This is a genomic window from Micromonospora sp. C97, assembly GCF_018070385.1.
GTDB lineage: Bacteria > Actinomycetota > Actinomycetes > Mycobacteriales > Micromonosporaceae > Micromonospora > Micromonospora parva.
In genome coordinates, this window is the sequence record NZ_JAGPXU010000002.1 from 523,202 (window position 1) to 545,607 (window position 22,406).

Here is a 22,406-nt window from a genome sequence, read left to right on the forward strand (position 1 = left end):
GGCACTCACGAAGGAACCACCATGCGCGTATTCGTCACAGGCGCCTCCGGCCACCTCGGCTCCGCAGTCGTCCCGGAACTGCTCTCCGCCGGGCACGAGGTCGTCGGCCTCGCCCGCTCCGACACATCCGCCGCCGCCATCGAGAAGCTCGGCGCCCACGCACACCGCGGCGACCTGGCCGACCTCGACGTGCTTCGGGACCAGGCGGTCGCCGCCGACGGCGTGATCCACCTGGCGTTCCGCCACGACCTCATGGTCAACGGCGACCTGGCCGGTGCCGCCAGGACCGACCTGGACGCCCTCACCGCACTCGCCGACGGCCTGGCCGGCTCCGGCAAACCCCTGGTCGGCACCGGCGGGACGGCCATGCTCGTGATGGGCGGCATCGTCGGCCGCCCCGGCACCGAACACGACACCTTCCCGGGCGGCGGCTACCGGATCGACGCGGAGAACTTCGTGGCCGGCCTCGGCTCCCGCGGTGTGCGCTCCTCCATCGTCCGGCTCGCACCCACGGTGCACAGCTCCCTCGACCGCTACGGCTTCATCAGCACCATCATCGCCGCGGCCCGACGCAAGGGCTACGCCGCGTACGTCGGCGAGGGCACCAACCGGTGGCCGGCCGTCCACACCCTCGACGCGGCAGTGCTCTACCGACTCGCCCTCGAAAAGGCCCCAGCCGGCACGCGCCTGCACGGAGCCGCCGACGAAGGCGTCCCCTTCCGACAGATCGCGGCAGCCATCGGCGACAACCTCGGCCTCCCGGTCCGAAGCATCAGCCCCGCCGAGGCCGACGAACACTTCGGCTTCCTCGGCTCGTTCGTGCAGATCGACAACCCCACGTCGTCCGCCCTCACCCGCGACCTGCTGGGCTGGACCCCGACCCACCCCGACCTGATCGCCGACCTCCACGAAGGGCACTACTTCCGGACGGCATGAACGGCACGACCCCGGGCGGGGATCACGGGTCGGCCCACAACCGGTGACCGTAGGGTCGGCACGGTGACGCACCCTGACCTGATGCCGATCCGCTGGCGGGACGCCATGAACCAGGCCCTCTACGGGCCGGGCGGCTTCTTCGTGGCCGGCGGCGGGCCGGCCGCCCACTTCCGGACCAGCGTGCACGCGTCCCCGGCGTTCACCACCGCCCTGCTGCGCCTGCTCACGCAGGTCGACGCCGCTCTGGGGCATCCGTCGCGGCTCGACGTGGTCGACGTGGGGGCTGGGCGAGGCGAGCTGCTGCGGGCTCTCGTCGGGCTCGCGGTGGGGGTTTCCGGGGAGCCCGCCCACTCCGGGCGGTCAGGCTTGATCCCTGCGTGGTCGGGCTCCCCGGAAACCCTGACTCCCACGGCCTCCGCCCGTCCGCTGGGCGGGGAGCCGCCGTCCGGCAATGTCCGTCCGTCGCTTGCGGAACGCATCCGCTTCACAGCAGTCGAGTACGCCGACCGCCCCGAGAACCTGCCCGAAGAGATCAGCTGGACCGCTGAGATTCCCGACGGGATCACCGGACTGTTGATCGCTACCGAATGGCTGGACAACGTCCCGTTGGACGTGGCGGTGCACACCGGCGACGGCTGGCGATATGTCCTGGTCGACCCCGGCAGCGGTGCCGAATCGATTGGCGAGCCGGTCACCCCCGACGACCTCGACTGGCTGACCACCTGGTGGCCCAGCCCCGACCCCTCGCCCGTTACGGACAGTGACCCGAGGCCGGGGCTGACCTGGACCGACGCGACCAGCGACAGCGGGTCGGGTTTCGGGGCAGGCCGGCCGGCGCAGGGATCAAGCCTGACCGCCCGGAGCCGGCCGGGCTGCCCCGAAACCCCCAGCGGCGACCAAGGAAGGGCCGAAATCGGAAGGACGAGAGACGAAGCCTGGGCCAACGCGGTCGGAAAGATCAGCCGAGGGCTCGCGGTGGCTGTGGACTACGGGCACCTGAGCGGCGACCGGCCCGTGGACGGGACGTTGACCGGGTACCGGGGTGGGCGGCAGGTGCCACCGGTGCCGGACGGGACGAGTGATGTGACAGCCCACGTGGCCATGGACTCGGTCGCCTCCGCCGGTGCGGCGGTCGCCCGGTGCGCGTACTCAATGGTTCCGCAGCGGGAGGCGCTGCGGGCGCTCGGGGCCGACGGTGGGCGACCGCCGCTCAGCCTGGCCGGCACCGACCCGGCCGGCTACGTGCGGGCGCTGGCCGCCGCGTCGGCGGTGGCCGAGCTGACCGACCCGGCCGGGCTCGGCGGGCACCTGTGGTTGCGCCAGCCGGTCGGCATCCCGCTCGGGTCGGTCGTGGCACGATGACGGGCATGACCACCGACGCCGGGGACCTTCGTGAACTGACCGTCGGCACCGGGGCCGGCCTGGTCGCCGGCACCGGTGATCAGCAGCTCGGCACCGACATGGTGCTGAACATCGGCCCGCAGCACCCCTCCACGCACGGTGTGCTGCGGTTGAAGCTGGTGCTCGACGGCGAGCGGGTGGTCGCCTGCGAACCGATCGTCGGCTACATGCACCGGGGCGCGGAGAAGCTTTTCGAGGTGCGTGACTACCGGCAGATCATCGTGTTGGCCAACCGGCACGACTGGCTCTCGGCGTTCTCCAACGAGCTGGGTGTGGTGCTCGCTGTGGAACGCCTGATGGGCATGGAGGTGCCGGAGCGGGCCACCTGGCTGCGGATGGCCCTCGCGGAGCTGAACCGGGTGCTCAACCACCTGATGTTCCTCGGCTCGTACCCGTTGGAGATCGGCGCGATCACGCCGATCTTCTATGCCTTCCGGGAACGCGAAACCATCCAGGCGGTGATGGAGGAGGTCTCCGGCGGCCGGATCCACTACATGTTCAACCGGGTGGGTGGCCTCAAGGAGGAGGTGCCGTACGGGTGGACCGGGCGGGCCCGCGCGGCGATCGGTGAGGTACGCCGCCGGTTGCCCGACCTGGACCACCTGATCCGCCGCAACGACATCTTCCTGGCCCGCACCGTCGGCGTGGGTGTGCTGTCCGCCGCGGACGCCGCCGCGTTCGGTGCGTCCGGCCCGGTGGCCCGAGCCTCCGGGCTCGACCTGGACCTGCGCCGCGACGACCCCTACCTGGCCTACGACGAGCTGGACGTGCCGGTGGTCACCCGGACGGCCGGGGACTGCCACGCGCGGTTCGAGGTGCTGCTCGACCAGGTGTACGCGTCGCTGGATCTCGCCGAGCAGTGCCTGGACCGGGTGGATCGGCTGACCGGGCCGATCAACACCCGGCTGCCGAAGGTGCTCAAGGCGCCGGAGGGACACACGTACGCCTGGACAGAGAACCCGCTCGGCATCAACGGCTACTACCTGGTGTCGCGGGGCGAGAAGACGCCGTGGCGGTTGAAGTTGCGCACCGCCTCGTACGCGAACGTGCAGGCGTTGGCCACCCTGCTCCCCGGCTGCCTGGTCCCGGACCTGATCGCGATCCTCGGCTCGATGTTCTTCGTGGTCGGCGACATCGACAAGTGACCCGAGCCGGCTGACCGGTCAGCGCCAGCGGTCGGCGGGTGGCGCGCCCCCGGCGCGCGGCACGTCGTCCTGGGGCGGGTAGCCGTAACGCTCGTCGACCCGCCGCCGGCCGGTCCGTTCCGGCGCGGGTTCCGCCTGGTGGCCGCGTTGGCGCGGTGGACGCCACTCGTCGGGCACCGGCACACCGCCCGCCGGCAGCGCGGGCCGGCCCGGCTCGTCCCGCCAGCCACCGTCGCGGTCGCGGCGACGCGCCGGCTCGTAACCGCCGGCCTCCTCGTGGCGGCGCGGCTCCTCGTAACCGCTGGCGTCCTCGTAGCGGCGCGGCTCCTCGTAACCGCCGGCGTCCTCCTGGCGGCGCGGCTCCTCGTGGCGGACGGCGGCCCAGCGGTCGGCCATCCGGTACTCGGTGCCGGTGGCGTCGGCGTGCACCTCGGCCCGACGTTCGCCGACCCGCAGCTCGCGGCCGTTCTCGTCGTCGCGGACGGCGGCCCACCGGTCACCGGTCCGCAACTGCGACCAGTACTCGCCGGTGTCGTCAGCCCGCAGGGGCGGCCCGGGCTGCGGCGCGGCAGCCGCCCGGTCACGCTGCTCCGACCAGCCCCGATCGTCCGGGCTGTCCCAGGAGGCGGCCGCCGGCCGCTCCGGGGTGCGGTGCGACCGGGAAGGCGGGGTGGGCTCGTCGCGTGGGGCGTACCCGTCGCGCCGGTCGGTCCACTCTGGTTCGTCGCGGCGGCCCGTCCAGCCCGGCTCGTCGCCGTACCCGGCTCGGGGGCGCTCGTCCGGCTCGTGCCTCGCCCGGCCGGCCGGCCGGGGGCGCTCGTCCGCGTCGCCGCCCCGGGTCCACTCCTGCGCGGGCGGGGTCCACTGGCCGGCGTACCCGCCGCCGTAGCGCCCGGCGGGTTCGGCCGCGCCGCCGTCCACCACCGTGTGCCGAGTGGTGACGTGCACGGTCTCGGTGTGCCTGACCACGCCACCCGGCCGGTGGGCCGGTTCGGGGCGGTCGTGCTCCCGGGGTCGGGCTGAGCCGTACGCGGCGGCCGTTGGTCGTTCCCCGCCGTACGTCCCGGCGGTGGCCGGTGGCTCGGGGGCTGCCCGCGCGTACCCCGGCTCGTCGTCGTCCGGGTGCTCGGAGCGCCCCCACCGGGGCGCGTCGTCGGGGCTCGACACCCGGGCCCGGCCGGCCGACGCGTCACCCGGGACCCGGCTACGGGCCGCCGGCGTGTCGTCCACCGGCGGCTCGACGGCAGCCACCCGCGCCCGCCCGGCGCCCGCTGGTTCGACAGCGGGGGCGGCACCGGCGAGAGCGGCACCGCTGACGTCGAGTCGGCGACGCACCGCGGCGATCGCCTCCTGGGCCCGTTGCGCCTGGTCGAGCGCCTGGTTGCCGCGCTGCGCGGCGGCCACGATCTCGCTGCGCAGCTCCCGACGCAGCCCTTCGATCTCGTCCAGCAGCTCGTCGGTCCGCACCGAGTCGACCTCGCCCTCGGGCCGCAGCGCGATGGACAGACCGATCAACACCACCGCGAGGATGGCGAGCACGGCGGCGAAGCGCAGCGGGCCGTTGCCGTCGGCCACCAGCAGGATCAGCGCCGCCACCGGGGCGAGGGCGACGCCCGCCCAGAAGAGCATGGTCAGCAGCGGTGGTTGACGCCGGGCGTCGGGGGTGGCCGGGGCTGGCATGGATGTGCAGCCTACCCACGATGTCCGGCGGAGGGAACGGGTCCCCGGGACGCGCGGACGCCCCCGCCCGGTCGGGGGCGGGGGCGTCCACAGCGCGTGCGGGGAGGGCTCAGCTGGTGGCGAAGGCACCATCCGAGGAGAAGATCAGGCCCACGCTGATCGAACCGTCGCGCAGCCCGCTCTTGGTCAGCGGCCCGCCCTGGTCCAGCGAGGAGAACTTGCCGACCGACAGCCCGTACGTCTTCTCCAGGCCCGGCTTGCAGAACGGACGCTGCTCGCACTCCGGCGGCCCGCCCAGCACCGTCGCGCTGCCGGAGCACTTCGCCGCCAGCTCGGAGAGGGTCCGCACGCCGTACTTGTCGGCGAAGGCCTGGGTCACCGCGAAGGCGTTCTGGTCCTGCGCGGCGGCCGGGGTGCCGAAGTTGAGGCCGGCCTTGTCGCCCTCGGCCTTGAGCGCGGTCACCGTGGTGTTGATGTCCGGCGAGGAGATCGGCTGGGCGTTCTGGCCATTGGCCTTGGTGTTGAGGAACTCGGCCATGGTCGCCGCGTACTCCGGGACGACCTGGATCTCGCCCTTCTCCAGAGCCGGCGCGTAGAGCTCCCGGTTACCGATTTGCTGCACCTTGACCTGGTAACCGGCGGCGGTGAGCGCGATCCGGTACAGCTCGCCGAGGATCTGACTCTCGGCGAAGTTGCCGGCACCGACGGTGATGTCGCCGCCCGGGCCCTTGGCGATGCCAGCGGTGAGGTTGTTGGCGGACGCGAACTCCTCGGCCGCCACCTTGGGGGTCTTGCGGTCCTCGTTCACCGCCTTGTTGAGCTGGATCAACTTCGGGGTGTCGAGCGCGGCGGAGACCTTGTCCAGTGCCGCGATCAACTGCGGGTTGGCCGCCTTGCTGTTGACCGCCGGAATGACGTTGTCGGAGTTCTGGAGCTTCTTGTCGTCCTGCAGAGCGATGAGCTGCTGACCGGCGACCGGGGCGCACCCGGCGCCGGAGGCGCTCGACTGCGGTGCGTCGGTGCCGGACGAGCCGGCGTCACCGCAGCCGGTGAGGAGCGCTGCCCCGGCGACGGCGCTGACCGCCCCGATCGCCAGACGTGTACGTGCGCGCATGTGCCCGCCTTCCGTGTCCCGGCGCGGCCCGTCCCGGGCCGGCCGCGTGTCCGACGGGCGATCCTGACTGTCGGCCGCCCGCGAATATCCACCCAACATCCTCCGCAACCGACCGACAACTTGGGATGGACTTCGTCACCCCATCGTCACCGAACGAACCGGGCGGGGTGGTCAGTTCGACGCCGGCCCACCCCGACGGGTCACGCGCTGCCGGTGGCGTCGGCGGCCCGGGGGCGTCCCAGGCGCTGCCGCCCGCGTCGCAGTGGTTTGGGGGTGACCAGCCGTTCGACACCGCCCAGGACCACCTCGGCGAGCAGCGCGAGCCCGGCCACCAGCACACCGCCCGCGACGATCTGCCCGCCGCCGGCCGCGATACCGATCCCGAAGCCGGTCCGGATGATCTGGCCCAGGCCCCCGCCGTTGACGAAGGACGCCAGCGCGGCGGTCGCGATCACCTGAACCGCTGCGGTCCGGAAGCCGGCCGCCAGATAGGGCACGGCCAGCGGCAACTCCACCCGGCGCAGCAACTGCGCGCTGGACAGACCCATCCCCCGGGCCGCGTCCCGGGCCTCCGGGTCCGCCTGCCGCACCCCGGTGTACGCGTTGGCCAGCAACGGCGGCACGGCGAAGACGGCCAGCGCCACCACTACCGGCGTCTTCCCGAAGCCGCTGGCGAAGACCACCGGCAGGATGGTCAGCAACGCCAGGGTGGGGATGGCCAGGGTCGCGTTGGAGATCAGCACCACCAGGCCGCCACCTCGGCCGAGGTGCCCGAGCCAGAGCCCGAGCGGCCAGGCCACCAGGCACCCGAGCGCCACCGCCAGGGCGGAGATCGTCAGGTGCTCGCCGAGCCGGTCCAGCATGCCGCCCGGGTTGGTCCAGTTCAGCGGGTCGTTGATCCAGGTGATCGCCTGCCCGATCGGGTTCGCCGCCATGATCACCGCGCCCTCCGGGGGGACCAGGGGGTCACCAGCCGGGCGACCAGGATGAGCAGCAGGTCGAGCACTACCGCGAGCGCCACGCAGAGCAGCGCGGCGGTCATGATCTCGGCCTTGTAGAGGTTGTTCTGGAAGCCCGCGAAAATCAACTGCCCGAGCCCGCCGTGCCCGACCAGCACCCCGACCGTGACCAGCGCCACCGTCGAGACGGTCGCCAGCCGTACGCCGGTCACGATGCCCGGCAGCGCCAGCGGCAGATCGATCCGGAACAGGCGCCTCCACCTGCCGTAACCCATGCCCTCGGCGGCCTCGCGAACCTCCGGCGGCACCTGGTTGAGACCGGCCACCACGTTGCGCACGATCAGCAGCAGCGCGTAGAGGACCAGCCCGACCAGCACCGTTGTCGCACCGGTGCCCAGGTACGGGGCGATGAACGCGAAGAGCGCCAGGGACGGGATGGTGTAGACCACCCCGCTGACAGCGAGGATCGGGCCGGCGAGCGGACGGAACCAGTACGCCAGCACCGACAACGGCAGGGCGATCAGCACCGCGATCAACACCGCCCGCCCGGTGAGGGAGGCGTGTTCGCGCACCGCGGCGAGGATCGTGTCAGAGTTGTCCCGCACGTACTGCCAGGAGAACCAGGGGTTACCCGGGTCGGCCAGGTAGCTCAGGCGGAAGGACATACGTGGACGTTACCCCGGAGGCTGCCAGCGTGGCCCAGTCACCTCGCGCGGCGTCGATCTCCCTGCACGGCATCCAGAAGCGCTATCCGAACGGCACCGAAGCTGTCCGGGACCTCAGCCTGGACGTCCGGGCCGGCGAACTGGTGGTGCTGATCGGCCCGTCCGGCTGCGGCAAGTCGACAGTGCTGCGGATGATCAATCGCCTGATCGAACCGACCGCCGGCCGCATCACGCTCGGCGACGAGGACGTCACCGACGTCGACCCGGTGCGCCTACGCCGTCGGATCGGGTATGTGATCCAGAACGTCGGCCTCTTTCCACACCAGACGGTGCGGGCCAACGTGGCCACGGTGCCGGGCCTGCTCCGCTGGCCCAAGAGCCAGACCCGGGCCCGGGTGGACGAGCTGCTCGACCTGGTCGGGCTGGACCCGGCCGAGTTCGGTGGTCGCTACCCGCACGAGCTGTCCGGTGGCCAGCGTCAGCGCGTCGGGGTGGCCCGCGCACTCGCCGCCGACCCGGTGGTGCTGTTGATGGACGAGCCGTTCTCGGCCGTCGACCCGATCGTCCGGGCCCGCCTCCAGGAGGAGTTCCTGCGCCTTCAGGCCGAGGTGCGTAAGACGATCGTGCTGGTCACCCACGACCTCGACGAGGCGGTCCGACTCGGCGACCGGATCGCGGTGCTCTCCGCGGGCGGGCACCTGGAGCAGTACGACACCCCGGCCGCCCTGCTCGGCGCACCCGCCACCGAATTCGTACGCGAGTTCGTCGGCGCCGACCGGGGCATCCGCCGACTGGCGGTGACCCCACTGGACCGTGACGCGCTGGAGCCGGTGCCCGACGGCACCGCAGCGGACCTGCCCACCGTGACGGTGGACGGCTCCGCGTACGACGCGCTGGCGGTCCTGCTCACCTCGGGCCGGGACCGGCTCCTGGTGACCGACGCCGGCCGCCCGGTCGGCACGCTCAGCCGACAGCGCCTCCTCGACCTCGGCCGACAGACCACCTGACCGACCCGACCGAGGCTGACCCCGCCTCGGTCGGGTCGGTCAGGCGCGACCGCCCAGGCTGGCGACGCCGATGATCCACCCGGTGAGGAAGCCGTAACCGGCACCGGTGCTGGCGGCCTCCAAAGCACCCAGCAGCGACGACGTCGGGCCGAACAGCGTCGCCAGCAGGCCCGCGAGCCCGGCGGCCAGCACGTACGCGGCCCAACCGGAGAAGAACTGGCTGACCGGGCCCGGCACCCGGGCGACCTGGGCGGCGGGCAGCAGGTAGAGCAGGGCCACCGCCAGGACCACCAGCAGCACGGCCCGCACGTCGGCGGCGAACAACCCGCCGGCCTGCCCGTCCGCGTCCAACCGCCAGGCCGGCCAGGCGAGCAGGCGCGCGTAGAAGGCACCGCCCGACTCCGGGTCGGTCAGGGTGGCGGCCCAACCGGTGTACGCCGGACTGCCGCAGATGCCAACCAGCAGCAACACGGCCAGCGCTCCGGTGCCGGCGGCCGTGCCGTAGCGGCTGACCGGGCCGGAACGGTGCAGGAACGACGCCATCCGCCCAGCCCCCGCACCGTTGGATCGGGCGGACCTGGGCTGCCCCGGGCGGCTCAGTGCTTCATCAGGTAGTCGATGAAGGCGGCCCGCAGCAGCGGCGCCGACTCCTCGTACCCGTGACCGGTGAGCTCCCGCCACAACGCGTTGGCCTCGTCGATCGTCGGGCCGATCGAGTTCGGGGCGCCGTCCAGCACGGTGGCCTCGTCCGCGTTCGGCAGGTGGCGGATCACCGACCAGTAGAACTTGACGTCGCGACGCTCCCGGGCCAGGGCGAACGCCCGCTCCCGCAGTTCCTCGGTGGGCAACGCGTCAAGCTCTTCGAACGAGGTTCCGCCGGGGGTGGCGGCAGGTGTGTCGGTCATGTCGCCGAGCCTAACTGTCGAGATCAGCTCCGGCTCGGCGGACGCGACGCGGCTCACCGACCGTCGGTGTCCCACTGCCGCGGGCCGTCCTCCCAGCGCGGATCCCGCCACGGGTCGGCGGGCGGGGGCGCGGCCTGGGTCGGCAGGGTGGGCGGCCAGTTGTCGACCGACTGCTGCTGCGGCATCGTCCAACCCGAGCTGATCGTGCCGTCACTGACCGGCTCGGGCTGCTCGGGGCCGCCCGCCCGGGGCCGCCCGAGCGTCTCGACCAGCCGGGTCGCCAGGAGCCCGACGCCGAGCGCGGCCCCGCCGACCACCCAGTTGCTCAACGTCCAGTCGCGTTCCGAGGCGTACACCTGGAAGACGGCGACCAGACCGACCGCCAGCAGCGTGCCGAACACCCCGCCCCGGCGGCCGTACGCGCTGGTGCCGGCGAGCAGGGCCACGCCGACTGCCAGCACCGTCCAGTCCAACCCCGAGGTCGGCGCCACCGGCCCGGGGTCGTTCGCGGCGAGCAGCACACCGGCGAGAGCGGCCAGCACCGTGGAGACGACCAGCGCGACAGCGGTCACCACGGCGGCCACCGCACCCCGGCGGCGGGCCGCGTCGGCGACCGGCCGGTACCGGCCGACGAGCCGGCGGATCGCCCGGATCGCGCCGAACAGCCCACCGAGGACGGCCACCGCGGCGAAGCCGGCGAAGAGGTACCCGGCGCTTCTGGTCGGTTCGTAGTCACCCTGCACCAGCACGGGCGCCGAACGGCGTTCGATGTACACCACCACGGCGGCGGCACCGGCCAGGCTGGCGGCCCAACCCGGCACGTGCAGCACCACCACGGCCAGCGCCAGCACCAGCCCGCCCACCGCCGCGACCGCCACCGCCGGGCCGATCGACGCCGGCAGGCCCCGGTCACCCTGCTCGGCGTAGTGCAGCGCAGCCGCCACCGCGACCGGGCCGATGGCCAGGTTGGGCGCGGCCGTCCGCAGACTCAGCCCAGCGGCCAGTGCGAGCAGCCCCAACCCGACCGCGTCGATCAGCAGGGTGCGCAGGTTGCCGTCGCGCACCGCGGCCGGGTCCTCCTGCCAGAGCAGCCAGCTCACGGCCGCCAGACCGGCCAGCAGCACCAGCTCCCACCCCAGGTGTACGCCGATCCGGTCCCGGCCGGGTTCACCGTGGGTGGGGTCGTCGAAGACGTTCTCCAGTACCGCGGCCGGCACCCCCGACGAGGGCTCGGCCGACCGGTCCCGGCCCGCTTCTTCGTACCCCATGACGCCGCCTTCCCGGTGGCCGACCGCCCCCGGTCCGGCGCACGGACGGACCCTGGGCGGCCTCGCTCTCTGATCGCAGGCACCGTACCCGCGCCCGCAGCCGGGCGTAACCCCCTGCTCAGCGCTGGCCGGGGCGGCTCTCGCGTGGGTCCTGCTCGCGCTCGTCGTCCGGGCGTTCCGGCACCCGGCAGGAGCGCTCCAGCCAGAGCGCGGCGCCGACCAGGGCCAGTGCGGCGAGCAGGCCCCCACCGGCGGCCGGTCGATCGTCCAGGGCGGCCCGGGTGGTCTCCACGAAGAGCCAACCGGTGAGCCCCGCGTAGAAGCCCGCGAAGATCGCCGCGGCCAGTGCCGACGCCTTGGCCAGCACCACGAAGCGGGCGACCATCAGCGGGTTGACCGGGTCCCGGCCCGGCTTGCGCTCGATCCGACCCCGCGTGTTGATCGCCGCGTACGCCTCCAGCACGGCGAGCCCGGCCAGCGTCACCACCGGCAGCCAGGGCAACCGGGGAATGCCGCTGTAGTAGAGGGTGCTGATCAGCAGCCAGGCCACCGCCGCCGCGGCCAGCCCGGCCACGACCAGTGTCGAGATCCGGGTGGGGCCCATCCGGGACCCGTCCGGGCCCGACCCGCGGGGTGGGGGCTTCGCCTGCGTCATGCCGGCCGGTTCCGCTCGGTCATGCCGTCGACTCTAACGCCAACTCCGGCCGCGGACGCAGTTCCAACGCCTCGTCCGCCGCCGGGCCGGTGGTCAGCAGGTCGGTCAGCCAGCCGTGACCGGGCAGCTGACCGTACGGCTGGATGTCGATCCACGGGCGCAGCACGAAGGCGCGCAGGTGGGCCCGGGGGTGCGGCAGGGTCAGCTCCGCGTCGTCGCTGAGCACCGGCTCGCCGTCGTCGCCCCAGACCGCGATCACGTCCACGTCGAGGGTGCGCGGCCCGAACCGCCGCTGCGGGTCCCGGACCCGACCGGCCGCACGCTCCGCGTCGCGGGCCCGCTCCAGCCAGTCGCGCGGGGTCGCGCTGTCGTCCTGGGCCAGCACCACCGCGTTGAGGTACGCGGGCTGGTCGGTGTCGCCCCACGGTGGAGTCTCGTACACCCCGGAGAGCACGAGCACCGCGTCGCCGAGGGTGGCGACGGCCGTACGCAGGTGCTCCAGCCGGTCGCCCAGATTGCTGCCGAGCGAGAGGACCGCCCGGGTCACCGGGCACGCGCCCGGGTCATGGTGACGGCCACGTCGGTGAAGGTGTGCGGCACCGGGGCCTCCGGCTTGTGCACGGTGACCGTCGCGGAGTCGACCCGCTCGTCTGCCAGGCAGACCGTGAGGAGCCGGTCGGCGAGGGTCTCGATCAGGTTGACCGGTTCCCCGGTCACCACCGCGACCAGGCGTTCGGCCAGCTCGCCGTAGTGCACGGTGGCGGTGACGTCGTCGGTGGCTGCGGCCGGGCCGAGGTCCAGCTCCAGGACGGCGTCGACAACGAAGTCCTGCCCCTGTGCGCGTTCGAAGTCGTACACCCCGTGCCGGCCGTGCGCCCGCAGGCCGGTCAGCTGGATCCGGTCCGTCGTCATCGCCGTACCTCGTGTTCGTGATCGTGTTGCGCTCGCCAGTGGTCGCGGGATGCGGCGGCGAGACGGGGGCTGCCGGTGGCGGCCCAGACGGCGAGCGCGTCGGTGGTGGCCCGTACGTCGTGCACACGTACGCCCCAGGCGCCCGCGGCGACCGCCAGCACGCTGGTGGCCACGGTGGCAGCCTCCCGCTGGGCGGTCGGTCGGGGCGTGCCGTCCGCTGCGGCGAGCAGGCCGCCGAGATACGACTTCCGGCTGGCCCCGAAGAGCAGCGGGTAGCCGAGGTCCAGCAGCTCCGGCAGGCGGGCGCTGAGCTCCCAGTTGTGGGCGGCCGTCTTGGCGAAGCCGAGCCCGGGGTCGACGACGAGACGGTCGGCGGCCACCCCGGCGGCCAGCGCCGCGTCGATCCGTTGGGCCAACTCGGCCCGCACGTCGGCCACCACGTCGGTGTAGGTGGCCAGCTCGCGCATCGCGCGGGAGTGGCCACGCCAGTGCATCAGCACCCACGGGCAGCGCGCGTCGCGGACCACGCGGGCCATGTCCGGGTCGGCCAGGCCGCCGGAGACGTCGTTGACCACGGCCGCGCCGGCGGCCAACGCGGCCTCCGCCACCCGGGCGCGGCTGGTGTCGACGCTCACCGTCACACCGGCGGCGGTCAGCTCACGGATGACCGGCAACACCCGCTCCGCCTCGGTCGCGGCGTCGATCCGCTCAGCGCCCGGACGGGTCGACTCGCCGCCGATGTCGACCAGGTGCGCGCCGGCGTCGCGCAGACGGACGCCGTGTCCGACGGCAGCGTCCAGGTCGGCGTACCGTCCGCCGTCGGAGAAGGAGTCCGGCGTGACGTTGAGGACGCCCATCACCACCGGGCCCGAGGCCCGCACCAGATCGGTCACGACTAGACGGTACCGGTCGCGGCAGCGGCGCCCAGCGACCCGGGTCGACCCTGCGGCACTGCCCCTGACGTGCCGATTAGAACAGGTGTACGATCGGTCATCCGGGCAGCATCAGGCAGGCCCTTCGCGGCTTGTCGCAATCCGGGGCGGCCCGTACGCTTTGGAATTGGCCAGCATCGAGATGGCGAAGCTTGGAGGGAGGGCCGAAGCGGGGGAAATCCGCCCAAACCTCGCCACCCTCCGTGGTGAGTAACGAACACAGGGTCAAGAACGCCATGCCCTGTGGAGCACTTTTCCCGCAAGGCTTGCCTATTGCACCGCCGCGGCACCGCCGGCCGCGCTATGGGGAGGTTCCAGTGATCGCCTTCGAGCTCATGGAGACGGCGTCGTCCGGCGTCGCCCACGCGCTCTCCACCCTGGCGTCGGCTCCACTCGCGGAGCCGGCACCGAAGGGGATCGACACCAACAGTGTCGTCACCTTCTTCGCCAGCAAGATCGCGCCGATCCTGCTCGCCGTCCTGGGCGTCATCTTCATCGGCCGTGCCAGCCGAGGCGAGATCTCCAAGGTGCTGACCAGCTCCGCGATCGCCATCGTCGGGCTCGCCTTCATCGCCGGCGCGGCAACACTCTTCTTCGTCGGCGATTACCTGATCGACCTGATCTTCGAATAGGCGCGTTCACCAGATGCGGCTGCGCACCGACGACGACATCTACCGGGCCCGCCTGGTCTACCTCGGGCCGCCCGGTTACACCCTTCCGGTCCACCTGCCCTACGCCCAGTACGGGCTCTTCATCCTGCTGGTCCCCCTCTACATGTTCATCCACTGGCTGTTCACGTTGACGGTCGAGCTCTTCCCGGCCTGGGAGATCGCGCTCGCCATCGTGACCACGTCGTTCATCTTCCGGCACGTCGACCCCGACCGGCCGGCGCGGGTGGTCATCCGCACCGCGCTGACCGACTGGCGACGCACCCGGGAGCCGGCGGTCGAGCAGCGCGATCCGCGTCTGGTCGGCAGCCGGATCAGGATTCGGGAGGAGCTGGCATGACCGGAAGCATGGCGAACGGTCCGTCACCGGACGCGGGCACGGGTCTGCCGACAGTCGCTGAGGCGGTGGCATGAGCCGCTCCTCCACGCCGGGTTCCCCGGCCGGCCGCCCAGGCGCGCCGGCCGGTCACCGTGCGCACTCATTCGACTACACCGAAGACGAGGACGAGGTCGCCCTCGACCCCGCGCTGGTGACGTCGCCCGGTCACGGTGCCGTCGGCGTGTTCCAGGCCCCCCGGCCGGTCCCCCGCCGGACCCCACCGGCCGAACCCAGCACCGTGTCGGCCGGTGAGAACGCCGACATCGACTCCCCCTTCCTGGACCTCTTCGGCGGCGGGGCCCGGCCCGGCGCGACCCGAGCCGTCACGGCCGGCCCGAGCACCCGCGAGCAACCGGCGATCCCGCACCAGCCGCCACCCACCGCCAGCCCGGCACCAGCCCGTGCGGTTCCCGAAGTGGAGCCGCCGTGGACGCCCGCCGACCAGCCCGGCAGCGGTGTCCGACCCGTCGAGGCACGCCACGGAGGCGGCCACCCGACCGAGTCCCGGGTGCCGCATCAGGCCGGCGATCGACGGCCGATGCGGCGTCCGCCGGACGAGCCCGCCCCGGCCACCGGCCCTGGGCCATCGGCGGCGACCACCGACCCCGCCGGCCGGCCAGCCGGCGCCCCGCCGAGCCGACCCCCGGCACAGGCGGCCCGGCCCACCGCACCGGCCCCGCAGCCGGCCAGCATCGCCGGCACTGACCGCCCAGCCCTGGAACGCACGGCGCGGCGGGCGGCCGACCCGGGTCGCCCCAGGAGCACCGGCACCGCGTCCACCGGCAAGGAGGTCGCCGCACCCCGCCAACGTGCGGCGAGCCGAGCGGACCGACCGATCAAGCCGACCCGGGTACGGGCTCCAAAGATCAAGTTCGGAGACCGGGACCCGTCGGTCGAGTTGGCCATCACCGAGATCGCCGGCCACCTGACCTTCACGCCGAACACCGTCACGGCCTGGTACTGGTTGCCCGAGGTCCGCTGGGCGTTCCGGCCGGACGCCGAACGTGAGGCGCTGCTGTCGGCGATCTCCGAGCAGTACGCCGGCCTGGCCGGCTTCCGACTGCACCTGCGCCGCACCACCCGGCCGTTCCCCGCCGACGAGTGGGCCCGCACGATCGACACGCACACCTCGGCACCGCTGCCCGACGTCCCCGGCACCACCGGCTGGGCCGATCACCTGGTCGCCGCCCAACGCCACCTGATGGCGGTCAACCACGCCGAGGGGCAGACCTACCTGGGGGTCACCTTCGCCCGCCGCTCACTCGGCGACTCGCTCACCGAGCGGCTGCTGCGCACCTTCGGTCGGGGCACCGCCGACGGCGAACGCCGCAAGCTGGGCCGCACCGTCGAGCAGTTCGACGAGGTGCTCGGCGCGTTCGGCATGCGCGGCCGGCGGGTCACCGCCCAGGAGCTGGAATGGCTGCTCTACCGCTCGGTGGCGCTGTGCATGTCGCCGCCGAGCACCCTCTCCCCCGTCACCGACGGGCGCTGGGAGCGCGGTGACCTGCTCGCCATGACCGAGCAGGTGGAGCGCTACCGCACTCCGTACGGCTCGACCGTGAAGCTGGTCAACCGGATGACCGGTGAGGAGCGGCACGTGGCCGTGCTCGCCGTCGGCCGGATGGAGCCGCTGGAGATCCCCGAACGGCACGAGCCCTGGCTGCACTTCCACGAGCGGCTGCCCTGGCCGATGGAGATCTCCACCCGCGTCGACATCCTCGGCTCCGGTGACTCCTTCCGCAATCTCGAACACCGGCTGCGGATGATCCGCTCGCAACAGCTCGACTACGCCGAACACGGCATCGACGCGCCCCCCGAGCTGGAGCGACTGGCCAAGCGCGCCCTGGTGATCGGCGACGAGATGACCACCGGCCTGCCGGTCGACTCGGCCCGAGCGCACGGCTGGCACCGGATCGCGGTCGGCGGCCGGACCAGGGAGGAGTGCCTGGAGCGGGCCCGCCGGCTCATCCAGCTCTACTCCCGGGAGCTGCGCATCTCATTGCAGCACCCGAAGAACCAGGACTGGCTGGCCCGCGAATTCATCCCCGGCGAGCCGATCGCCAACACCGGTTACGTCCGGCGCATGCCGGTGCCGTTGCTCGCCGCCGCGCTCCCCCAGGCAGCATCGAACGTGGGCGACCGGCGGGGCGACCTCATCGGCCGGACCGCCGGCACCTGCCGCCGCCCGGTCTTCCTCGACCTGCACTTCCCCATGGAGGTCCGGGAACGCTCCGGGCTCGCGGTCTTCGTCGCCGAACCGGGCGGTGGCAAGTCGACACTGCTCGGCGCCCTGGGCTACCTGGCCGCCCGCCGAGGTGTCCAGGTGACCCTGCTCGACCCGTCCGGCCCGCTGGCCCGCCTCTGCGCGATGCCCGAACTGCGGCCGTACTCCCGGGTGTTGAACCTGACCGGTTCGGAGCACGGCACCCTGGCGCCCTACTCACTCATCCCGACGCCGCTGCGCTCCGAGTTCGGCCCCGGGGCCTCCGGCGACCGGGAGTTCGAAATCGCCGTCTCCAACGCCCGGGCCGAGCGGCGGATGCTGGTCCAGGACATCTGCATGATGCTCGTCCCACCGCAGGTGGCCAGGGAGGCGTCGACAGCCACCCTGTTCCGGCACGCCGTCCGGCAGGTCCCCGCCGAGGAAACCTCCACCCTGGACGACGTGGTGAGCTGCCTCGGGCGGCTCGACGACGACGCCGGCAAGGAACTGGCGAACCTCCTGCTGGACACCGCCGAGATGCCGCTGGCCATGCTCTTCTTCGGCCGACCGCCGGAAGGGCTGCTCGGTGCCGACGCGGCACTCACCGTGATCACCATGGCCGGGCTACGGCTGCCTGACCTCAAGATCGAACGCGAGTACTGGTCAGCCGAGGAAGCACTGGCCCTGCCGATGCTGCACACCGCGCACCGGCTCGCCGTCCGGCGCTGCTACGGCGGCTCGATGTCGTCCCGCAAGCTCGTCGGCCTCGACGAGGCGCACTTCATGGAAGGCTGGCGCTCCGGGCGCTCCTTCCTGGTCCGGCTCGCCCGCGACTCCCGCAAGTGGAACCTGGCTGCGCTGGTCGCCTCCCAGAACCCCCGCGACATCCTCGGCCTCGACGTGCAGAACCTCGTCTCCACCGTCTTCGTCGGCCGCATCGCCGAGGACGCCGAGATCGCCTCCGAAGCTCTGCGGCTGCTGCGGGTGCCGGTCAACGACGGATACGAGGCCACCCTCGCCTCCCTCTCCGCCGCCGACGCCAACTCGGCCGCCCGCCTCGGCTTCCGCGAGTTCGTGATGCGTGACGTGGACGGCCGGGTGCAGAAGGTCCGCGTCGACGTCTCGTACGTCGAAGGCCTGCTGGACCACCTCGACACGACGCCCGCCGCGATCGCCGCAGCGGCCGGAGTGCTGCCGAGCATCCCCCTGCCGGATCTGGAGGCGTGACATGGCTAGGGCCTGGGTCAAGGTCCTCGGTCGAGCCGAGGCGGAGGGCCGTGACCGAGGCCCGGGAGCCTGGGCAAGGCTCACGTCGTTCCTGCTCGCCCTCGGCGTACTGGCCGGGGCCAGCCTCACCTGGCCGCTGATCGGCGCCGAGGCCGCCGCCGCCGCACCCCCAGCCGCCCAGGCCCGCGCCGACCTTTGCACGACCGCTGAATGGCAGGCCGACTTCCGCACCTGCGTGGGCAAGCTGAAGCAGGTCAGCCAGGCTGAGATCGATTGCCGAAAGCCACCTGTACCGTCCGCCCCGGATTCTGGCCTTGCCGGCTGGTTCGCCTCCCGCCCGGACTCGTCAAAGCTGCCCGGGCCGAAGGGCATCTACAGCGACTACGGGTACGGCGGTTACAGCTTCAACACCTATGACGTGGATGGTGGTTGCGCCTCCACCATTCTCCATCCGGACTACAAGTTCACCACCACGGTCGCCAACGGTGAGCTCATGATCGCCACTGCGGTCGTGGGCGCCTCGAACGCCCTGCGGGAACGAGCCTGGGATCCACGCGCGATGTGGGACTGGGCCGACCCGCTGGTGGAGAAGGCCACCAAAGCCGTCTACCAGAAGGTGTTCAGCGTTTTCGGGATCGTCACGCTCTGCGTGGTGGGCCTCTACCTGCTCTGGCGCTCCCGCCAGTCGGACATGAGTAACGCGATGACCACCGCAGGGTGGGCATTGCTGGTGATGGTGGCAGTCACCGCGCTGGCGGCCTGGCCGGTCAAGTCGGCGAACATCGCCGACGGCACTCTGATCACCTCGCTCGGCGTCGTGCACGACGCCATAGGCCCGGCTTCAAGGGATACCCCGCCGGATCAATGCGACGATCCGGATCCTAAGGCCTGCAAGGACAACCGACCGCCGGCTGTCCGGGCCAGCGACACTGCCACCGAATCCATGCTCTACCGCAACTGGCTGCGTGGAGTACTCGGCTCGGCGGACAGCGAGACCGCTCGTAAGTACGGGCCGGCACTCTACGACGCGAAGGCCCTCTCCTGGGAGGAGTCGGAAAAGCTCCGTGCCAACCCGGCCACCCGGGATGCCACGATCAAGGCCAAGCAACAGCAGTGGATGACGGTTGCCGAGCAGATCAAGACCGAAGACCCGGAGGCGTACGAGTTCCTGACGGGGACCCGAGACATGGACCGGATTGGGTCCGGATTCATCGCGGTACTCGCGGCAGTGCTCTTCGCGATGTTCGACCTCACCGCGTCGGTGCTCGTGCTGCTCGGCTTCCTGATCTTCCGCTGGGCGGTGATCGCTGCCCCGATTCTCGGCACCATCGGTCTACTCCGACCGGCCAGCGCCGGGCTTCGCCGGCTGGCCAATGCGGTCGTTGCCGCAGTGTTCAACATTGCCATCTTCGGCACTGGCGCCGCTATCTACCTGTTCGCCGTCGATCTGATCATGAGCACCCCCACCCTGCCGGGTTGGCTTCAGGTGGTGCTGGTGTGGCTCTGTGGGGTGGTCGGATGGCTGCTGCTGCGGCCGTACCGACGGATCACCCAACTCGGCGGCAAGGACAGCAGCGAAGCGGTGAGTTCGGCCGGCTCCTGGCACCGCAGGTTCTTCCGCGACATGCGGACCGCAGCGCGGCTGGACGTGGCGGAGCCGGGCGGCACCGCCGAACCGGTGGGCGGACGTCGACGGTCACCCGACGCGGAGCAGACCCGGCTACGACCAGAGGCGCGGCGGGAGGACCCGGCCCCGGTGCCGACCGCCGCCGCCGAGGGCCGGCGCAGCGAGACGGTGCGTCCGGACGGTCGAGAGCGGCCCGACGATGCGCTGGCCGAGGAGGGTCGCGGTCGGAGCCGCCCGGTGGCACCGCAGCCCCGACGCCGAAAGCCGGCGACCTGGACCGAACCCGATGTGCCGGCTGAGAACCCGTCGTTCGTGGTCTACCGCCCGGGCTCCTCCGAACGAGCGCCGGATCGCACCGGACCTCGGGTGCGCTCAGAGGCGAGGTGACAGCCATGCGGCGGGCGTTGGAGTTCCTCTTCACCCGGGCGCTGCGGTCCCGGCTGGGCATTGCCCTGTTGATCGGGGTGGTGGTTGTCGGTGTGCTCGGGGCAGCCCGGCTGGTCGGCAACCCGGTCGATTCGACGGATGGGTTGAGCAACCGTCCTGATGGCCCGATCATCACCGTGGACCCGACAGCCGGGGACGACGGCCTGCTCAACAGCGCGGCTCCGCCGTCACCCGTGACGTCGCCGGGTGCCCGCACCCCCGAACAGACCGCTGACCGCTTCGCCGCAGCCTGGCTGGGTCGCCCCGGGATGACCACCGAAGACTGGCAGGCTGGCCTGCGGCCGCTCTCCACACCGGCGCTGAGGGAGAAGTTGACCGGCGCCGAGCCCGAGAGCGTGCCCGCCGAGAAGGTCACCGGTCCGCCGACCATGCGGGAGCGAACCGAGACGTTCGTCGAACTGCTGCTCCCCCTCGATACCGGCCGGCTCCGGCTGGAGTTGGTCACCTCCGACGATGGTTGGCTGGTCGACGTTCTGGACTGGGAGCGGCCGTGAGCGACGTTGATAGCCCCACTCGCCGCCGGCCCCGGCTCGGCCTGATCGCCGCGGTGCTCACCGGGATGCTGCTCCTGCTCTGCTGCACGGGCGGCACCGCGGCGTTCTTCCTCACCGGGCTCGGCGGCGACGACGCCGAGAACGGGGACGCCCTAGCGGGCATGGAATGCGGACCGATCCGAGCGGTGAACGTCGCGGGCAAGCTGCCGCGGTTCGCCGAGTACGGCGACAGCCAGGTCCGCAATGCCGCGATCATCATCAAGGTTGGTCAGGACATGGGCGTGCCGTCGCGCGGCTGGGTGATCGCCCTCGCCACCGCGATGCAGGAATCCGCCCTTCGCAACCTGGCGAACAGCGGCGTACCCGAGTCCCTGGCCCTGCCCCACGAGGGCGTTGGCGCGGACCACGACTCGCTGGGCCTGTTCCAGCAGCGTCCGGGGTGGGGCTCCGTCGCCGAGCGGTTGAACCCGGCGTACGCGGCCCGCAAGTTCTACGAGAAGCTCGTCAAGGTTCAGGGCTGGCAGGGCCGACCGCTGACAGTTGTCGCGCAGCGGGTACAGGTCAGCGCGTACCCGGACGCGTACGCCAAACACGAGGAGGTGGCCAGCCGGATCGTGGACGCGCTGGCCGGCGGTGCGGCCCGCACCGTCGAGATCAACGGCAAGGCGGTGTGCAACGCGGCGGAACGCGGCCAGATCGCCGCCTCCGGCTGGACCGCGCCGATACCCGGCCGAGTGGGCTCCGGTTTCCGCACCGCCAGCCGGCCCAGCCACAACGGCGTCGACATCGGCGCGGCCAAGGGCACCGAGATCCGCGCGGCAGCGACCGGTCGGGTGCTGGTCTCGACCTGCGACGAGGACCACCGCGGCCGCCAGGACTGCAACGTGGACGGATTTCCCGGCAAGGGGGGTTGCGGCTGGTTCGTCGACCTGCTGCACGCCGGTGGCTACATCACCCGTTACTGCCACATGGTGGTCCAGCCCTTCGTCAAAAAGGACCAGATCGTCACGGCCGGTCAGGTGATCGGCAAGGTCGGCAGCAGTGGCAACTCCTCCGGCCCGCACCTGCATTTCGAGGTACACCTGCGCAACAACCGCAGCGCCTCCGGCGCGGTGAACCCGGTCCCGTTCATGCGCGAGCGGGGCGCCCCGCTGCGCGCCGCTGAGTGAGGTCACCGCAGGGATGACCGGTCCATTGCCCGACCCGTTCGCCGACCAGCCCGACTGGGCACCGCAACCACCTCGACCGCTGGCCATCGTCCCCGCGACGGAGCGGGTCGACCTACGCGGGCGACGGGTGCTGGTCGGGTTGCCCGGGCTGGGTTGGCGTGGCGATCTGCGCGCGGACGACCGGGTGGTGCAGAACGCCCGGACCTACGTGCCGGTGATTCCCGAGCACGAGTGGTACCGGGCCGAAGCCGAGCAGGTCGAGGTGTTCGCTCCGTTGGTGCCGGTGGAGCGGGTCTGGGTGGAGACCGTCGGCAGCCGACCGGTGGTGGATGGTGCCCGGGACACCGGCATCCGGTTGGTCTCGCTGGACGGCCCGGCACACCGGGCTCCCACGCCGGTCTTCGAAGCCGACGCGGTCACCGGGCGGCGGGTGGTGCACGTCGAGAATGGCCTGGAGCACCGTGACCTTCGAGCGGTCACCGAGACCTACTCGGGCGCCGAAGGGGACATCTGCGTGCGGATCACACCTGAGGTGGAGTGGTACCGCTGGGCTTGGCGCGGCCAGTCACCCACCACGCTGGAGGTTCCGGTTCACCTGCTCTGGATCGAGTGA

Annotated in this window: 22 protein-coding genes; 11 read left to right on the forward strand and 11 right to left on the reverse strand. The window is 72.3% G+C overall.

All coding sequences use genetic code 11. The features are described from left to right. Positions 1-21: 21 nt before the first annotated feature. From KBX26_RS05645 to KBX26_RS05660, 3 genes are all read left to right on the forward strand, one after another. Entirely contained in the window at positions 22-936 is a 915-nt protein-coding gene (locus KBX26_RS05645; protein WP_210864867.1) for an SDR family oxidoreductase, read from the forward strand. A gap of 81 nt (positions 937-1,017) precedes the next feature. Next, complete coding sequence (locus KBX26_RS05655; RefSeq protein WP_247680271.1) at positions 1,018-2,298, forward strand: SAM-dependent methyltransferase; 1,281 nt, start codon at positions 1,018-1,020, stop codon at positions 2,296-2,298. After that, on the forward strand, positions 2,295-3,482 hold the full coding sequence (locus tag KBX26_RS05660; protein ID WP_209444462.1) for an NADH-quinone oxidoreductase subunit D: 1,188 nt from the start codon (positions 2,295-2,297) through the stop codon (positions 3,480-3,482). The genes KBX26_RS05655 and KBX26_RS05660 overlap by 4 nt, the downstream gene beginning before the upstream one ends. 18 nt (positions 3,483-3,500) lie before the next feature. On the opposite strand, the gene KBX26_RS05665 is transcribed toward KBX26_RS05660, so the two are convergent. From KBX26_RS05665 to KBX26_RS05680, 4 genes are all read right to left on the reverse strand, one after another. Then, entirely contained in the window at positions 3,501-5,162 is a 1,662-nt protein-coding gene (locus KBX26_RS05665) for a hypothetical protein (protein ID WP_210864868.1), read from the reverse strand. 109 nt (positions 5,163-5,271) lie between these two features. Beyond that, on the reverse strand, positions 5,272-6,276 hold the full coding sequence (locus tag KBX26_RS05670) for a glycine betaine ABC transporter substrate-binding protein (protein WP_210858986.1): 1,005 nt from the start codon (positions 6,274-6,276) through the stop codon (positions 5,272-5,274). 200 nt (positions 6,277-6,476) lie between these two features. Beyond that, positions 6,477-7,211 (reverse strand): ABC transporter permease, encoded by a 735-nt coding sequence (locus KBX26_RS05675; protein ID WP_210858995.1) that lies wholly within the window; start codon positions 7,209-7,211, stop codon positions 6,477-6,479. Positions 7,212-7,213: 2 nt separating this feature from the next. Further along, positions 7,214-7,900 carry an ABC transporter permease gene (locus tag KBX26_RS05680; RefSeq protein WP_210858987.1) on the reverse strand — a complete coding sequence of 229 codons (687 nt, stop codon included), beginning with the start codon at positions 7,898-7,900 and terminating at the stop codon, positions 7,214-7,216. Positions 7,901-7,902: 2 nt separating this feature from the next. Between KBX26_RS05680 and KBX26_RS05685 the strand changes: the two genes are divergently transcribed. After that, a complete protein-coding gene (locus tag KBX26_RS05685) occupies positions 7,903-8,907 on the forward strand; it encodes an ABC transporter ATP-binding protein (protein WP_210858990.1) in 1,005 nt (334 codons plus the stop codon). A 39-nt stretch (positions 8,908-8,946) separates the two neighbouring features. Here the strand turns inward: KBX26_RS05685 and KBX26_RS05690 are convergent, their stop codons facing one another. The 7 genes from KBX26_RS05690 to folP form a co-directional block, all read right to left on the reverse strand. Continuing rightward, positions 8,947-9,450 (reverse strand): hypothetical protein, encoded by a 504-nt coding sequence (locus tag KBX26_RS05690; protein ID WP_210858991.1) that lies wholly within the window; start codon positions 9,448-9,450, stop codon positions 8,947-8,949. A gap of 53 nt (positions 9,451-9,503) precedes the next feature. Continuing rightward, positions 9,504-9,812: a hypothetical protein gene (locus KBX26_RS05695; protein WP_030327972.1), complete on the reverse strand. Its 309-nt coding sequence runs from the start codon at positions 9,810-9,812 to the stop codon at positions 9,504-9,506. A gap of 53 nt (positions 9,813-9,865) precedes the next feature. After that, the gene (locus KBX26_RS05700; protein WP_210864869.1) at positions 9,866-11,080 is read right to left on the reverse strand and encodes an ABC transporter permease; all 1,215 of its coding nucleotides are present in this window, start codon (positions 11,078-11,080) and stop codon (positions 9,866-9,868) included. Between the two features lie 118 nt (positions 11,081-11,198). After that, on the reverse strand, positions 11,199-11,735 hold the full coding sequence (locus tag KBX26_RS05705; RefSeq protein ID WP_030327975.1) for a DUF3180 domain-containing protein: 537 nt from the start codon (positions 11,733-11,735) through the stop codon (positions 11,199-11,201). A gap of 19 nt (positions 11,736-11,754) precedes the next feature. Further along, positions 11,755-12,282 (reverse strand): 2-amino-4-hydroxy-6-hydroxymethyldihydropteridine diphosphokinase, encoded by a 528-nt coding sequence (gene folK / locus KBX26_RS05710; RefSeq protein ID WP_030327977.1) that lies wholly within the window; start codon positions 12,280-12,282, stop codon positions 11,755-11,757. Next, on the reverse strand, positions 12,279-12,647 hold the full coding sequence (gene folB / locus KBX26_RS05715; RefSeq protein ID WP_210864870.1) for a dihydroneopterin aldolase: 369 nt from the start codon (positions 12,645-12,647) through the stop codon (positions 12,279-12,281). The genes folK and folB overlap by 4 nt, the downstream gene beginning before the upstream one ends. Continuing rightward, positions 12,644-13,540 (reverse strand): dihydropteroate synthase, encoded by an 897-nt coding sequence (folP, locus tag KBX26_RS05720; protein WP_030327980.1) that lies wholly within the window; start codon positions 13,538-13,540, stop codon positions 12,644-12,646. Before folP ends, folB begins: the two co-directional genes overlap by 4 nt. 356 nt (positions 13,541-13,896) lie before the next feature. Here folP and KBX26_RS05725 point away from each other — a divergent pair, with 356 nt between their 5' ends. From KBX26_RS05725 to KBX26_RS05755, 7 genes are all read left to right on the forward strand, one after another. Further along, positions 13,897-14,211 (forward strand): hypothetical protein, encoded by a 315-nt coding sequence (locus KBX26_RS05725; protein ID WP_030327982.1) that lies wholly within the window; start codon positions 13,897-13,899, stop codon positions 14,209-14,211. Positions 14,212-14,224: 13 nt separating this feature from the next. Next, entirely contained in the window at positions 14,225-14,587 is a 363-nt protein-coding gene (locus KBX26_RS05730) for a hypothetical protein (RefSeq protein WP_030327985.1), read from the forward strand. 70 nt (positions 14,588-14,657) lie between these two features. Then, positions 14,658-18,056, forward strand: a complete 3,399-nt coding sequence (locus KBX26_RS05735; RefSeq protein ID WP_210864871.1) for an ATP-binding protein — start codon at positions 14,658-14,660, stop codon at positions 18,054-18,056. Position 18,057: 1 nt separating this feature from the next. Next, positions 18,058-20,070 (forward strand): MFS transporter, encoded by a 2,013-nt coding sequence (locus KBX26_RS05740; RefSeq protein WP_247675869.1) that lies wholly within the window; start codon positions 18,058-18,060, stop codon positions 20,068-20,070. Further along, entirely contained in the window at positions 20,067-20,624 is a 558-nt protein-coding gene (locus tag KBX26_RS05745) for a hypothetical protein (protein WP_036410627.1), read from the forward strand. Before KBX26_RS05740 ends, KBX26_RS05745 begins: the two co-directional genes overlap by 4 nt. Then, the gene (locus KBX26_RS05750; protein ID WP_030327993.1) at positions 20,621-21,793 is read left to right on the forward strand and encodes a M23 family metallopeptidase; all 1,173 of its coding nucleotides are present in this window, start codon (positions 20,621-20,623) and stop codon (positions 21,791-21,793) included. The genes KBX26_RS05745 and KBX26_RS05750 overlap by 4 nt, the downstream gene beginning before the upstream one ends. A 13-nt stretch (positions 21,794-21,806) precedes the next feature. Then, positions 21,807-22,406, forward strand: a complete 600-nt coding sequence (locus KBX26_RS05755) for a hypothetical protein (protein ID WP_210862880.1) — start codon at positions 21,807-21,809, stop codon at positions 22,404-22,406.